We start from the raw sequence: 13,748 nt of genomic DNA, 5'->3' as shown, positions 1-13,748 counted from the left end.
CCAAATGCGTAAAACTAAAATTGTATGTACTATCGGTCCTTCCAGTGAATCGTTGGAAAACACGAAGAAGCTCATTATGGCCGGCATGAACGTTGCCCGTTTGAACTTCTCCCATGGTGATTTTGAAGAACATGGCAACCGAATCAAAACGATTCGCCAAGCTTCTGAGGAATTGAACAAAACGGTTGCTATTCTTTTGGATACAAAAGGACCGGAAATTCGTACCGGCAAATTGGAAGTGGAACCGGTAGAGCTTGTAGAGGATGAGTTTATCACCCTTACTACCGAAGAGATCCTTGGTGACAAGAATCGTATTTCCATTACTTACAAAGATTTGCCGCAGGATGTTCAGGTGGGATCTACGATCTTGATCGATGATGGTTTAATCGGTCTGACTGTCGTAGAAGTTCAAGGCACTGAGATCAAATGCCGTATCGTTAATGGTGGAACAATCAAGAGCAAGAAGGGCGTAAACGTACCGGGTGTGAACATTTCGCTTCCAGGTATTACTGAAAAAGACGCCAACGATATTATTTTCGGGATCGAGCAGGGCATCGATTTTATCGCAGCCTCCTTCGTTCGTAAAGCTAGTGACGTATTGGAAATTCGTGAGCTGTTGAAGCGTCACAACGCCGAGCACGTTCAGATCATTTCGAAGATTGAGAACCAGCAAGGTATCGATAACTTGGATGAAATCCTGGAAGTGTCCGATGGCCTGATGGTAGCCCGTGGTGATCTGGGTGTTGAAATTCCGGCTGAAGAAGTACCTCTTGCGCAAAAGCGTATGATCGAAAAATGTAACATTGCAGGAAAACCGGTTATTACAGCAACACAAATGCTGGATTCCATGCAACGCAACCCTCGCCCGACCCGTGCAGAAGCAAGTGACGTGGCGAATGCTATTTTTGACGGCACGGATGCAATCATGCTTTCCGGTGAAACAGCTGCAGGTAAGTATCCGGTAGAATCCGTACTGACGATGTCCCGTATTGCAGAAAAAGCAGAGTCTGCTTTGAACTATCGCGACCTGTTCTTGAAGCAGCGTATTGCTCAAGAAACAAGTGTTACAGAAGCGATCAGCCAATCCGTTGCGATTTCTGCATTGGATCTGAACGCGAAAGCGATTATCTCTTCGACGGAATCTGGACAAACCGCACGTATGGTTTCCAAATACCGTCCTAAGGCTCCTATCATCGCTGTAACGACTCAGGAAAGAACGCTGAGACGTCTGGCATTGACTTGGGGGGTAACGCCTGTTAAAGGCGAGAGCGCTACGTCTACGGATGAGATGTTTGAATACGCTCTTCAAGGCGGACAAAAGTCCGGCGTTGTGAAGGAAGGCGATCTGGTTGTGATTACAGCTGGTGTTCCGCTTGGAAAATCCGGTTCAACCAACTTGATCAAAGTTAGTCAAATCCCTGCGCAGAAGTAATCTTCTGTATAGGTAAAGATAGATTCGTACAAAAAGCAATGGACGAGCAATCGACCATTGCTTTTTCTAAAATATTAGAAAGTACAAATTGCATATTGTATACTTGTTTTATATTTACTTGAGAAACGCCGGGCAGATCTCCTTTGAAAAGGAAGCCAAAAGGCGTTTCTTCTGTCAATAATGGGGTGAGCATATGCCAAAAGCATCAGATCATCAAGTAAGCAGCTGGTTTTCGACTTCCTTCAGGGTACGATATCAGGAAAGCGACCAAATGGGCGTCGTTTATCATGCCAATTACTTGAACTGGTTTGAAATCGGAAGAACCGAGATGATTCGACAACTTGGATTTACGTATAGAGCAATGGAGGAAGAAGGAATACTTCTTCCCGTTGTAGATTTGGATATTCAATATAAAAGTCCGGCACACTATGATGACCTTGTAACTGTGTTTACACGTATAACGACATTTACCCCGCTTCGAATCCATTATGAATATGAAGTTCGCCGATTGAATGAAGAGGAACGGGAATTACTTGTTTCTTTGGCGAACGGGGCAGGGGAGCTTCCGGGAGATAAGCTTGTCACAGGTGCTACTCGGCATGTTTGGGTAAATCGAAGCTGGCGGCCGGCAAGACTGGATAAAAGTGTTCCCAAGTTGTATGATGCTCTAAGGAGTTCTCTTTTGGGAAGGAAGGAGTAAGTAATATGTGGAAGTGGATGCTGGCGGCCATTATTTTTCTGCCTGCTATAGAAATATTTGGATTTTCTTTTGTTGCGGAACGGGTCGGCGGCATAAATACGCTGCTGCTAACATTACTTACTTCCGCAATTGGTGTCGCAATGATGAGATTTGAAGGGCGCAAGGCCATGGAAGATGCCAGATTGAAAATGAACTCGGGGATGGTTCCCGGCTCTTCGATGGTGGACGGTCTCTGTATTTTCGCAGGTGGAGTTTTATTAATTATTCCTGGATTTGTGACAGATATTGTCGGGTTCACGATGGTATTTCCATTGACGCGTCCTTTGTACCGATTCTTGTTGCTTAAGTGGATGAAGAAAAATATGAAGAACGGAAAAATTACGATTTTTCGGCGTTAATAGCTGGGAAATCAAAGTTTTTCACTGTTTAAAGACCGGCTGATAAAGCCGGTCTTTTCCAATATATTTAATTATGATACAATCAATTTGAAAAAATCAAGATTCGACAATGACAATTGTCATGGTTATAATGGAATTGTAAGTGGTTTCAAAAATGAGAAGAATTGATGCAGGAGTGGTAAACACTGCCGACTGTCTGAAACTTGCCGGAATCATTTGAAAATCAAGATCCATACTAAGAAAAAGAAAAGAGGCTGATTCCCAAGGTTATTAAGATCTTTTGGGAGAGCCTCCTGAAACTTATATTCGATTATTAGAGTTCGTTATTATTTGTGGCGGATAGCCCCCAAGCTTGGCTGCTCATATTCTTTCCCCCAGCTCGGTAGGTTATCACATACTGTCCTCCTTTGACTCCTTGAGGAGTGTCGGTGAAACTTCTCCAATCCAAACTACTACCTGGAGCTATGCTTTTGCTAAAATATATTTTTTTTGAATCAGTATGCTCCATAGTAGCAGTAATAGTTGATGTGCCAGTGTTTTTAATGAAGACTTTTACATGACCGTAACCTCCAGCAACATTAAAAATTGAGGTGCTGTTAGTGCCTGCAAGAGTAGTGTTGAATAATGGATCAACTACCTGAGGTGTAATAACCGGTCCGGTTTTATCTTCTTGGACATTAGATTGATTGGTGTTTGTAATTGGACTTTCTTGAAGATTTGGTGAGGCAAAAACAGATGTTGCTAGTGCAAAAGTTAAAACAAATAGAAGAGCTACTTTTTTCATTGATACCCCCCATTTCTATATTTGATGGTAAATATACATCTTAATTATGAAATAATTACCTTTTAAAAACAATATATTTCCAATTGGAATTATTTCAATTGAAATTAAACTGCTGAGGTCATATGATGGAAAATTTAAATATATCTGTTTTAGGAAATGTCCGATTCATTCAAGGAGGTGATTTACCTCCCACATTTTAACCGCGTATTTTTGAATGTTTTTATACTTTATTCTATTGAGAAACGTATGTGATCACCCAGACGCAACCAGTGAAAGACCTTGATATATATAGTGATTTTGCACACTGATATATCCAGAATTGTAAGCGTATAATATTTTGTTTATGGTTTCGATAAAACATTTTGATGCAGATAATGACGCTGCATTGTTCACATATCAGACAATATCCAGTATGATATGAGAAGGTTTTAAGACAAAAATCATGGCTATTTGCCACTTCGAGTTATTTTTTATTTATTATTCGGCTTCATGAAAACAGTTTCATGAGGGTCCAATTCAGTTTATCCCGAAAAGGAGAGATGATGCATGACAGCTACCAAGGGTTTGGAAGGCATTGTAGCTACAACTTCCTCGATCAGCTCGATCGTTGATGGTGTTCTTACATATCGAGGCTATAACATTGATGACCTCGCGGAACATGCCAGTTTTGAGGAAGTCGCTTTTTTACTTTGGTTCGGAAAGCTTCCGAATGCACAGGAATTACAGAAGCTGCAGCAGGATTTAAGCAATTACGCAGCTATTCCGGATAAACTGATAGAACAGATCAAGCTCTATCCCAAAGACGCGAATACGATGGCCGCTCTTCGATCTGCCGTATCTGCCCTGGCACTTTATGATGAAGATGGAGATGACATGAGCCTTGAAGTCAATGAGAAAAAGGCAGTTAAGCTTCAAGCCCAGCTTCCTACAATCGTTGCGGCTATTGCTAGAACTCGCCAAGGGAAGGAGCCAGTTGCTCCGAAAGCTGGTGCTTCGATTGCTGAGAATTTCCTGTATATGCTCAGAGGGGAGCAGCCGGATGAAACCTCGATTAAAGCTCTGGATCAAGCACTTGTGCTTCATGCCGATCACGAGCTGAACGCATCCACATTTGCTTCACGTGTGACTGTGGCTACGTTGTCCGATATTTACTCGGGTGTTACATCTGCGATCGGTGCGCTTAAAGGCCCGCTTCACGGAGGCGCCAATGAAGCCGTCATGAAGATGCTGAAAGAGATTGGAACGATCGATAAAGCCGAAGCCTATATTCTGGAGAAACTGGATAAACGCGAGAAAATTATGGGCTTTGGACATCGGGTTTACAAAAACGGTGATCCGCGTGCCAAACATCTGCAAAAGATGTCTCGTGAACTCGGTCAAATGAAGGGAGATACTTCCCTGTATGACATGTCTGTACTTATCGAGGAGACTGTAACTTCTCAAAAAGGTCTTAAGCCTAATGTGGATTTCTACTCGGCATCGGTATACACGCAGCTTGGGATTGAGCATGAGCTGTTCACCCCAATTTTTGCAATCAGCCGCGTATCCGGATGGACAGCTCATATTCTGGAGCAATACGACGGTAATCGGATTATCCGTCCGCGTGCAGAGTATACAGGTTTAACAGATCAAAAATATGTACCGGTTGATATGCGCTAATTAACAATTCATTATGTACAATAGGGACAGAGTAAACGATGGCAGCACATTTTGATGTATGCAGCGATGCACTCTGTGCCCTTTCCCCATGTTTTGGTAATGGGATTTATAAAGAAGCAATTACTTTAAAGGAGGAACTCATACTTATGAAACTTGAGAAATTTGCACTACCTACCGAAGGCGAGAAAATTACAATTGATAACGGAAAGCTGCAGGTGCCAAACCATCCGATCATTCCATTTATCGAAGGTGATGGGACAGGCCGTGATATTTGGAGAGCATCTAAGCGTGTTCTTGACGCAGCTGTTGAGAAAGCATATAACGGTTCCAAAAAACTGGCATGGTACGAAGTGTTTGCCGGTGAGAAGGCGTTTAATACATATGGGGAGTGGCTTCCTAATGATACGCTTGAAGCTATTCGCGAGTATATCGTAGCGATCAAAGGACCGCTTACAACGCCAATCGGTGGTGGAATCCGTTCTTTGAACGTGGCTTTGCGTCAGGAGCTTGATCTGTACACTTGCTTGCGTCCTGTTCGTTATTTTAACGGCGTTCCTTCTCCAGTGAAGCGTCCTGAACTGGTGGATATGGTCATCTTCCGTGAGAATACAGAAGATATCTATGCAGGAATTGAATATATGGAAGGTTCTGAAGAGGTTAAGAAGGTCATTAAATTCCTTCAGGAAGAGATGGGCGTGAACAAAATCCGCTTCCCTGAAACTTCCGGTATCGGTATTAAGCCAGTATCCTCTGAAGGTACCAAGCGCCTTGTTCGGGCTGCTGTTGAATATGCTATCAAGCATGGCCGCAAGAGCGTAACGCTCGTTCACAAAGGCAACATCATGAAGTTTACCGAAGGTGCTTTCAAGAACTGGGGATATGAAGTGGCTGAACAGGAGTTCGGAGATAAAGTGTTCACTTGGGCACAGTACGATATCATCAAGGAAAAAGACGGCGTAGATGCTGCAAATGCAGCACAGAAGGCTGCAGAAGAAGCAGGTAAGATCATCGTTAAGGATGCTATTGCTGACATTGCTTTGCAGCAGGTACTGACACGTCCTACAGACTTTGATGTCATCGCAACGCTGAACCTGAATGGTGACTATCTATCCGACGCTCTTGCTGCTCAAGTTGGTGGTATCGGTATCGCTCCTGGAGCGAACATCAACTATGTAACAGGACATGCCATCTTCGAAGCTACTCATGGAACGGCTCCGAAGTACGCTGACAAGGACGTTGTGAACCCGGGTTCCGTTATTTTGTCCGGCGTTATGCTCCTTGAGCATCTGGGTTGGCAGGAAGCGGCTAATCTAATCTACAAAGGGATGGAGACGTCGATCAATAACAAGACGGTAACATATGATTTCGCTCGTTTGATGGATGATGCTACTGAAGTGAAATGCTCTGAGTTCGCGAACGAAATTATTAAAAATATGTAAGGGGGACAATCATCGTGGCCATTACTCGTAAAAAAATAACTGTAGTTGGTGCCGGTTTTACAGGGGCAACCACTGCACTTATGCTTGCACAGAAGGAATTGGGCGACGTTGTACTTGTAGATATTCCACAGCTTGAGAATCCTACCAAAGGGAAGGCTCTTGATATGTTGGAAGCAAGCCCGGTTCAAGGTTTTGACTGCAATATCGTTGGGACGTCTAGTTATGAAGATATCATTGATTCTGATGTTGTTATCATTACCGCTGGCATAGCGCGTAAGCCTGGTATGAGCCGTGATGATCTTGTCAATACCAATGCGGGAATTGTGAAGTCCGTTTGTGAAAACGTGAAGAAACACGCTCCTAACTCTACCGTTATTATTTTGAGCAATCCGGTAGATGCTATGACATATGTGGCTTACAACACGCTTGGTTTCCCTAAAAACAGGGTAATCGGTCAGTCTGGTGTGCTGGATACTGCCCGGTACTGCACATTCATTGCTCAGGAGCTTAACGTATCCGTCGAAGATGTACGCGGGTTTGTTCTGGGTGGACATGGGGATGACATGGTTCCCCTCGTTCGCTACTCCAGTGTCGGTGGCATTCCGATCGACACGTTGATTCCGGCGGATCGTATTGAAGCGATTGTGCAGCGTACACGCGTCGGAGGCGGTGAAATCGTCAATCTCCTGGGTAACGGCAGTGCATACTATGCACCGGCTGCCTCCCTGGTACAGATGACAGAGGCAATCCTGAAGGATAAGAAACGTATTCTGCCGGTCATTGCCCTTTTGGAAGGCGAGTACGGCTATGATAACTTGTTCATGGGCGTACCGGTTATCCTCGGGGGTGACGGTATTGAGAAAGTATTTGAGCTGGATTTAACGGCTCAGGAGAAAGCTGCACTTGATAAATCTGCTGAATCCGTTCGCAATGTTACTTCCGTGGTGAAGCTCTAATACAGTTCTATCTATTTTTGACGATTGAATGAACAAAGCAATCCTGTTCCACATTTTAGGAGCGGGATTGCTTTTCTTTATGGGTTTTGTTCAGTATAATATGGGTCAGTGCAACAAGTGTAAAATATATCACATCTTTTTGATTGGAGGAGGAGTATAATGGGCGGCATTTTTTATCTGCTACATATGATCGGAACCGCTGCGGTTGGATTCTATTTGATTATTCCATTTGTCGTAGGCAGTCTTCAAAAATTATCATTAAATGCTCAGGAAGGTGCGATCAACACCGTTCGTTTAGCGAATCGTATTGCCCAGTACGGCTTGGTTGTCCAACTTATAACTGGCGGTTACATTATGTCCAAGGGTGAGTATTCAGTAGCTTGGATGGTCATTGTGTCTTTGTTGCTTCTTGCTATGTTTGCTTTTGGCGGCATAATGGGTAAGCCTCTCAAAAGTGCTTTGGCAGGCATTCGTGAGAAGCGGGATATAAAGCAAGATATAGGCAAACTTCGCACATTCAGCTTGCTGCTGGCGCTCAGCTTGCTTGTGATGATCATCTTTATGGTATACCAAATTTAATTTTAGCGTTTAAATGAAGAAGTCACTCCAATGTAATTGGGGTGGCTTTTTTTGTTGAACTGTCATTTGTCTGAAAGTTTTAAAAGTAGCATAGAATCGTGTCATTTTCGTTTGATTAACCTTTGACTGTGGTAATGAACATATCATAAGAGGTTTTGATAATATGGCCGGGTCTAACGTATCCTAACAGCGATGCTGGCCATAAACAGCAAGCAGAAGAACTGAAAGGAGCATGAAATATGGCACAAAACGGACAAAATCAAACGCTCCCCCCACAGCATCAGGATCATCGCCCCGGAACGGAGACAGAAATGAATCCACATCCAGCATATGAATCCAGTGAATACAAGGCAGCCGGCAAACTTAAAGGAAAGGTTGCTTTAATTACTGGGGGAGACAGCGGGATCGGCAGAGCGGTAGCGGTCCTCTACGCCAAGGAAGGTGCAGATGTCGCCATCGTTTATTTAAATGAGCATAAAGATGCGGAAGAAACGAAGCGTCAAGTAGAACAGGAAGGCCGCAAATGCAACCTTATCGCTGGCGACGTTGGTGATGATGCATTTTGCCGAAATGCAGTGAAGCAGACGGTGGAGCAGCTTGGCAAGTTGGATATTCTCGTCAATAATGCGGCTGAACAACATCCGCAGCAGAAGATTGAAGATATTTCGAAAGAACAGTTGGAGCGGACGTTCCGAACGAATATTTTCGGAATGTTTTATTTGACACAAGCCGCTATGCCGCATCTTGGCAAAGGCAGTGCAATTATTAATACGGCGTCGATCACCGCTTATCGGGGAAGCCCCGAACTCCTTGATTATTCGTCAACGAAAGGAGCCATCGTATCGTTCACCCGTTCCTTATCGATGAATGTCGTGGACAAAGGGATTCGTGTTAACGGTGTAGCGCCAGGCCCGATCTGGACGCCTCTGATTCCATCGACATTTCCAGCAGACCAAGTTAGCAAGTTCGGTGCAAGCCAGCCGATGAAACGTCCGGGACAGCCTGAAGAGCTAGCTCCGGCATATGTGTACCTTGCTTCATCCGATTCTTCTTATGTGAGCGGACAGGTGATCCATATTAATGGCGGCGAGGTTATTAACGGTTAAGTGATGAATCATCAGCTTATATGAGAAACAAATATAATGTGATCAAAAGGCTCTGTTGTATCGCTTAAAGCGGTAGTCAGGGCCTTTTTATGTTGAACCATGAGTATTTAGATTGAAAGAATCACAAATTTAAAGAAAACCCTTTCATGAATTTTTTAGTATGATATGATAGGACTGAAGGGTGTGTTTTAGATCACAGTGCACAGCTAACTGGCATAAAAGAGAGGGGTAAGTAATCAGACATGAAGCATTTTGAAGAAAGTGTTTATCAGCTTATTGTGGAAACTTCAACCAACCTCCCCGGTGATGTCCGCAGAGCGGTCAAACGGGGGCGTGAGGCTGAGGATTCTGCTACTCGGGCGGGTCTGGCGCTGACTACGATTGCGGATAATATAGAGATGGCGGAAAAAGAGATTTCACCGATCTGTCAGGATACTGGCATGCCTACGTTTATTATACATACTCCAGTTGGAGCTAATCAGATTGAAATGAAGAAGGATATTTTCAAAGCGGTCGTTCGTGCAACCCAAGACGGGAAGCTCCGTCCGAATTCTGTCGATTCTTTGACGGGAAAGAATAGCGGCGACAATCTGGGATCTGGAACGCCTGTCATTCACTTTGAACAGTGGGAACAGGATACGATAGATATTCGTTTAATTCTTAAGGGCGGCGGTTGTGAGAATAAAAATATTCAATACAGCCTGCCGACAGAGCTTGAAGGGCTGGGGAAAGCCGGTCGGGATTTGGATGGAATTCGAAAATGTATTTTACATGCGGTTTACCAGGCACAAGGGCAAGGATGCAGCGCCGGTTTTATCGGAGTTGGCATCGGAGGCGATCGGACGACGGGATATGAACTGGCCAAGCAGCAGTTGTTCCGTCATGTTGATGATGTGAACCCGAATCCGGATCTGCAGAAGGTGGAAGATTATATTATGAAAAACGCAAACAAGCTTGGAATTGGTACGATGGGCTTTGGTGGAGAAGTTACTCTTCTCGGCTGTAAGGTTGGTGCCATGAACAGGCTTCCGGCAAGTTTTTTTGTCTCGGTTGCATATAACTGCTGGGCGTTTCGACGTCAAGGCGTACTGATCGATGCAACAAGCGGTCAAATTCAGGAATGGTTGTATGAAAGCGGAAGCGGGATCAAGATGTCGGATACAGATACGGCAACGGCTGAAGCACCGGTTTCCGAGTTTTCATTAAACGAAGAAGAACAGCCTAAGAGGAAGGAAGTGGTGCTGCAAACTCCGATCAGCGAAGAGCAGATCCGCAGCCTCAAGGTTGGTGATGTTGTCGTCATTCGTGGAGAAATACATACGGGACGAGACGCTCTGCACAAACATTTGATGGATCATGATGCACCGATCGATCTAAACGGCGCGGTTATTTATCACTGCGGTCCGGTGATGCTTAAAGATGATGAGGGTTGGCATGTGAAGGCGGCGGGACCGACGACAAGCATCCGGGAAGAACCTTACCAAGGAGAAATTTTAAAGAAGTTTGGTATTCGGGCGGTCATCGGCAAAGGCGGTATGGGCCCCAAAACGCTAAAAGCGCTTCAGGAACATGGCGGCGTATATTTGAACGCAATCGGCGGTGCGGCGCAATACTATGCCAAGTGTATTAAGAAAGTGAACGGCGTCGATTTTATGGAATTTGGAATTCCTGAAGCGATGTGGCATCTGGAGGTCGATGGCTTTGCGGCTATTGTGACAATGGACTCACACGGCAACAGCCTTCATGCGGATGTTGGCAAGGACTCAGCTGCCAAGCTGGAAATGTTCAAGGAGCCTGTGTTCAGTTAAACATCAACAGCCTAATTTTTTATTAGTATTTTTCAGTATCCTTCGGAAGTAAGTTTTTGCCGAGGGATACTTTTTTATATCCATCGAAGAACGGACAGATCATTTTTTTCGTCCATCATTTGAACGTTGCGGTTGATGAAAATGAAGTTTATCATGGAAAGCAGAGTAGAATCGTTACAATTTCACCGTAAAAGGAAGAGATGGATGAGACCGTTTCGTAATCGACTTACATTTATTATGATGACATTGATAGGGCTGTCCATGCTTGGTGCAGGGTTTGCCATGGCGAATGTATTCAAACAGTCCCATATTGCCATTTTGGAAGATAATATGGTTCGTGAAATCAAGCTTATGCAGGCGACTATGGAATTTCCGCCTCTTGAGAGGGAACAGAAAATCCAATATTACACAGAGAAGTCACGTCAGCTCGATGCGTTAACGGAAGCCAGAGTAACATTTATTTTGAAGGACGGGACGGTAATAGGCGATTCGGAGAAGGACCCGGACTCCATGGATAACCATGCGTATCGTGATGAGATGCTTCAGGCCAAGGAGGAAGGGGCCGGCAGTGCCATTCGTTACAGCAGCACGCTTGGGCAAGATATGCTTTATGTGGCGCTGCCGGTGAAGCAGGGGGATTATGATGGATATATCCGCTTGTCCATGAGCTTGAAAGAGGTAGACCAAGGTGTTAAGCAAGGCTGGGCAGTGATGGGCGGAGGGATTATTATACTGTTCGTTCTTGCGGCTTTTGTAAGTTATAGGGTAGCTGCAAGCCTGACCTCCCCGCTTGAGAAAATTACACGTGTTGCAAGGCAAATTACAAGACAGGACTACGATGCCAGAGTTCGGTTTCATCGCAAGGACGAGATTGGCCAATTGGCATATGCGATCAATGGAATGGCTGACAGTCTTCAAACCCAATTGCAGACGATCAAGGACAACGAAGCGATGCTGCAAAGCGTCCTTGATAATATGACAGGCGGTATTGTCATGCTTGGGCATGACGGGAATATAGTGCTGGTGAATCGAGCAGCAGAGCAGATGCTAGGCATCAAGGCTGATAATGTGACAGGCAAATCCTACAGGGAACTCAGGCAGCATTATGAGCTTACCAAGCTTATGGAAGAGGGGCTGGAGCATCGAAACAATTTTCGTGAAGAGCGCAGCTTGTATTTTCCGATGGAATCGATTGTACGCCTGGACGGAGTGGCTTTGCTGCAAGAAGATGGAACGTATCGGGGGATGCTGTTCTTGCTTCAGGATGTAACTGATATTCGGCGACTGGAGCGGATGCGAAGCGAGTTTGTTGCCAATGTGTCCCATGAGTTGAAGACTCCGCTAGCGGCGGTGAAGGGCTTTGCCGAGACTTTGCTCGGGGGAGGCGTAAAGGATGATGAGACCTCGCGATCATTCCTGCAAATTATTTATGATGAGTCTGAAAGGCTGAACCGGTTGATTCGGGATATATTGGAATTGTCCAAGATTGAGTCAAAACGGATAGCAGTGGAGTATTCACCGATCCATCTGTCTACGTTTTTTGAATCGTTAATGAAATTTATGCGGCCTGAAGCAGCTAAGAAAAGAATCAGCCTCAGTATGCAAGTTCCGGAAGAGCTGTTTATGGAGGGCGATGAGGACAAGCTCAGACAAATATTCACAAATCTGCTTTCTAATGCGATTAACTATACGCAGGAAGGCGGGCGAGTTCAATTGACCGTGAGGGATATGCACCGAGCTGAACAGGGGGATACCGTGGAGTTTACCGTCATGGATTCAGGGATCGGAATTCCCAAAAAAGATCTGCCGCGTATCTTTGAGCGATTTTATCGGGTGGATAAAGCTCGTTCGCGCAGCTCGGGCGGAACGGGGCTCGGATTATCGATCGTGAAGCATCTGGTAGATCTGCATCACGGGACAATTAAGGTCGAGAGCGAGGTCGGCATGGGCAGCTCCTTTGTCATTGAAATGCCGCTGCTCCAAGAAAATGATTAGAAAGTTATATTCATGCTTAACATTGGGTTAACATTCTGTTGATATACTGTGACAAGTAATAAAAATATATATTTTCGAGGGCGGGGTTAACATCATGGCTCAACGTTTGCTTGTTATTGAGGATGAACCTACACTGTCACGGCTATTGTCGTATAATTTGACACAGGAAGGTTTTGACGTCACCGTGGAGGAACACGGAACGGCAGGTTATGACCGGGCGTGTGAGCAATCATTTGATCTGATATTGCTGGATGTCATGCTTCCAGGCATGAATGGGTTTCATATTTTGGAGAAGCTGCGTCAGAAGGGATTAAGGACACCGATCATTATTTTGACCGCGAAAAATGCCGAGGAAGAAGTCGTTCAGGGACTTAAAATGGGGGCTGACGATTATATTACAAAGCCTTTTGGTGTGTCGGAATTGCTGGCCCGGGTTTCTGCCGTTTTGCGCAGGGTTTCCGGACATGCTGAGGAAGTCAAGGAGACAGAAAATCAGCAGAACGTAATTACGCTCGGGCAGCTCGAGATTTTTCCAGATAAATATGAAGTTCGGCTTGGTGGTCAGAACATCAACCTTCGGCCTAAAGAATTTGAAGTGTTGCTATATTTAGCTAGAAAACCGGGCGTTGTTTTAACCCGGGATGATCTTATGAATGCGGTTTGGGGATTCGATTATATTGGTGGACAGCGGACAGTCGACGTACATGTCAGCTCTCTTCGTAAAAAGCTGGAATTGGACCCGGAATCGGTTTTTATCGATTCGATTCGGGGTGTAGGCTACAAGCTGGTTGTCAACCCTAAAAAAGCTCCCATCATGGAATAATGATGCGAGCTTTTTTATATATCATTCACAAATTCGAAACTTCTTACAGGTAAAAAGACATAAAAAACT

The 13,748-nt window shown here is 44.8% G+C and carries 12 protein-coding genes; 11 read left to right on the top strand and 1 reads right to left on the bottom strand.

The annotated features are described in order from the left end of the window. Positions 1-4 precede the first annotated feature (4 nt). From pyk to C8268_RS03470, 3 genes are all read left to right on the top strand, one after another. The gene (gene pyk, locus C8268_RS03480) at positions 5-1,432 is read left to right on the top strand and encodes a pyruvate kinase (RefSeq protein WP_106766393.1); all 1,428 of its coding nucleotides are present in this window, start codon (positions 5-7) and stop codon (positions 1,430-1,432) included. Positions 1,433-1,625: 193 nt separating this feature from the next. Then, a complete protein-coding gene (locus C8268_RS03475) occupies positions 1,626-2,132 on the top strand; it encodes an acyl-CoA thioesterase (protein WP_106766392.1) in 507 nt (168 codons plus the stop codon). A gap of 5 nt (positions 2,133-2,137) precedes the next feature. After that, positions 2,138-2,530: an FxsA family protein gene (locus C8268_RS03470; RefSeq protein WP_106766391.1), complete on the top strand. Its 393-nt coding sequence runs from the start codon at positions 2,138-2,140 to the stop codon at positions 2,528-2,530. Between the two features lie 313 nt (positions 2,531-2,843). On the opposite strand, the gene C8268_RS03465 is transcribed toward C8268_RS03470, so the two are convergent. Next, entirely contained in the window at positions 2,844-3,314 is a 471-nt protein-coding gene (locus tag C8268_RS03465) for a hypothetical protein (RefSeq protein WP_106766390.1), read from the bottom strand. 546 nt (positions 3,315-3,860) lie between these two features. Here C8268_RS03465 and citZ point away from each other — a divergent pair. The 8 genes from citZ to C8268_RS03425 all read left to right on the top strand — a co-directional run bounded on the left by citZ (position 3,861) and on the right by C8268_RS03425 (position 13,679). Then, positions 3,861-4,973, top strand: coding sequence for a citrate synthase (gene citZ, locus C8268_RS03460; protein ID WP_106766389.1), 1,113 nt, complete (start codon positions 3,861-3,863; stop codon positions 4,971-4,973). A gap of 146 nt (positions 4,974-5,119) precedes the next feature. Then, positions 5,120-6,412 (top strand): NADP-dependent isocitrate dehydrogenase, encoded by a 1,293-nt coding sequence (icd, locus tag C8268_RS03455; protein ID WP_106766388.1) that lies wholly within the window; start codon positions 5,120-5,122, stop codon positions 6,410-6,412. Between the two features lie 14 nt (positions 6,413-6,426). Further along, on the top strand, positions 6,427-7,368 hold the full coding sequence (mdh, locus tag C8268_RS03450; protein WP_106766387.1) for a malate dehydrogenase: 942 nt from the start codon (positions 6,427-6,429) through the stop codon (positions 7,366-7,368). Positions 7,369-7,527: 159 nt separating this feature from the next. Further along, positions 7,528-7,947, top strand: coding sequence for a hypothetical protein (locus tag C8268_RS03445; RefSeq protein WP_106766386.1), 420 nt, complete (start codon positions 7,528-7,530; stop codon positions 7,945-7,947). A 239-nt stretch (positions 7,948-8,186) separates the two neighbouring features. Then, positions 8,187-9,053, top strand: a complete 867-nt coding sequence (locus C8268_RS03440) for an SDR family oxidoreductase (RefSeq protein WP_106766385.1) — start codon at positions 8,187-8,189, stop codon at positions 9,051-9,053. A gap of 242 nt (positions 9,054-9,295) precedes the next feature. Further along, complete coding sequence (locus C8268_RS03435; RefSeq protein WP_106766384.1) at positions 9,296-10,861, top strand: fumarate hydratase; 1,566 nt, start codon at positions 9,296-9,298, stop codon at positions 10,859-10,861. A 204-nt stretch (positions 10,862-11,065) separates the two neighbouring features. After that, a complete protein-coding gene (pnpS, locus tag C8268_RS03430) occupies positions 11,066-12,856 on the top strand; it encodes a two-component system histidine kinase PnpS (RefSeq protein ID WP_106766383.1) in 1,791 nt (596 codons plus the stop codon). A gap of 94 nt (positions 12,857-12,950) precedes the next feature. Further along, entirely contained in the window at positions 12,951-13,679 is a 729-nt protein-coding gene (locus C8268_RS03425; protein WP_106766382.1) for a response regulator transcription factor, read from the top strand. Positions 13,680-13,748: the final 69 nt, after the last annotated feature.

Source organism: Paenibacillus faecalis, assembly GCF_900289175.1.
GTDB classification, from domain to species: domain Bacteria; phylum Bacillota; class Bacilli; order Paenibacillales; family Paenibacillaceae; genus Paenibacillus_AQ; species Paenibacillus_AQ faecalis.
The sequence above is the reverse complement of the archived record's forward strand: the minus strand, read 5'-3'. Positions and strand labels throughout refer to the sequence as shown.

Coding starts and splice junctions, on each gene's coding strand:
- citZ (WP_106766389.1), top strand. CDS start 3,861: ATGACAGCTACCAAGGGTTTGGAAGGCATTGTAGCTACAACTTCCTCG.
- C8268_RS03475 (WP_106766392.1), top strand. CDS start 1,626: ATGCCAAAAGCATCAGATCATCAAGTAAGCAGCTGGTTTTCGACTTCC.
- C8268_RS03440 (WP_106766385.1), top strand. CDS start 8,187: ATGGCACAAAACGGACAAAATCAAACGCTCCCCCCACAGCATCAGGAT.
- pnpS (WP_106766383.1), top strand. CDS start 11,066: ATGAGACCGTTTCGTAATCGACTTACATTTATTATGATGACATTGATA.
- C8268_RS03425 (WP_106766382.1), top strand. CDS start 12,951: ATGGCTCAACGTTTGCTTGTTATTGAGGATGAACCTACACTGTCACGG.
- C8268_RS03435 (WP_106766384.1), top strand. CDS start 9,296: ATGAAGCATTTTGAAGAAAGTGTTTATCAGCTTATTGTGGAAACTTCA.
- C8268_RS03465 (WP_106766390.1), bottom strand. CDS start 3,314: ATGAAAAAAGTAGCTCTTCTATTTGTTTTAACTTTTGCACTAGCAACA.
- C8268_RS03470 (WP_106766391.1), top strand. CDS start 2,138: ATGTGGAAGTGGATGCTGGCGGCCATTATTTTTCTGCCTGCTATAGAA.
- icd (WP_106766388.1), top strand. CDS start 5,120: ATGAAACTTGAGAAATTTGCACTACCTACCGAAGGCGAGAAAATTACA.
- pyk (WP_106766393.1), top strand. CDS start 5: ATGCGTAAAACTAAAATTGTATGTACTATCGGTCCTTCCAGTGAATCG.
- C8268_RS03445 (WP_106766386.1), top strand. CDS start 7,528: ATGGGCGGCATTTTTTATCTGCTACATATGATCGGAACCGCTGCGGTT.